Here is an 857-nt window from a genome sequence, read left to right on the forward strand (position 1 = left end):
ACATGACGCCGGAAGAGCTTTTCACATTCGACACGGATGGTAGCCGAATCTGAACCAGCAAGCCGTCACCTTAATCTCTCAGGAAACATAGCTTCAAAAAAAGGGGAATGAACATGTCGCATAAGAAACTCATCGCTCTCGCCCTCGCAGGTGTGGCATTGGCCGGCGTCGCCAAAGCGCTGGATGCATCCATCAAGCTGGACGTGAACAAGGAACTGCACGATCGCCTGCCGGAAGACATCAAGGCCGCCGGCAAGATGACTTCCGTCAACAACGGATCGTTCCCTCCCTACGAAATCGTGACCGGCACGGAAATGACCGGCGCTAGCGCCGACCTGACCGACGCGATCGGACAGGTGCTCGGCGTTAAAATCGAGCACGCGACAGTTGGCGGTTTGCCGGCGCTGCTGGCCGGCGTCAATTCGGGCCGTTACCAGTTCGCCTTTGGTCCGATTGGCGACTACAAGGATCGCGAAGCGGCCAGTGATTTCGTCGATTGGGTACAGGAATATGTAGTCTTCGCAACGCTAAAAGGAAATCCCAAGGGCATCACGTCGCTGGATACCGCTTGTGGCCAGCGTATTTCGGTCATGGCCGGCGGATCCGCCGAGCGGGTGATCAAGGTGCAGTCGGACAAGTGCAAGGCCGATGGCAAGGAGCCGGTCGAAGTGCAGTCCTACACCGACCAGCCAGCATCGATCCTAGCCGTTCGCTCCAAGCGCGCCGACGCATTCTTCTCCTCGCAGGCACCGCTTACCTATTTCGTTTCTCAAGCAAACGGACAGCTGGAATTGTCAGGCGTCGGCCAGAAAAACGGCTTTGAAGACATCTTCCAGGGTGCCGTCGTGCCAAAGGGG

At 57.4% G+C, this 857-nt stretch carries 1 protein-coding gene; it reads left to right on the top strand.

Annotated features, from left to right (window positions below; all coding sequences use genetic code 11):
* Positions 1–113: 113 nt before the first annotated feature.
* Positions 114–857 (top strand): ABC transporter substrate-binding protein (locus AB4Z23_RS27310; RefSeq protein WP_441361162.1); only part of this gene is annotated, 744 nt, incomplete at its 3' end.

Source organism: Agrobacterium sp. MCAB5 (genome assembly GCF_052114365.1).
Classification (GTDB): Bacteria; Pseudomonadota; Alphaproteobacteria; order Rhizobiales; family Rhizobiaceae; genus Agrobacterium; species Agrobacterium tumefaciens.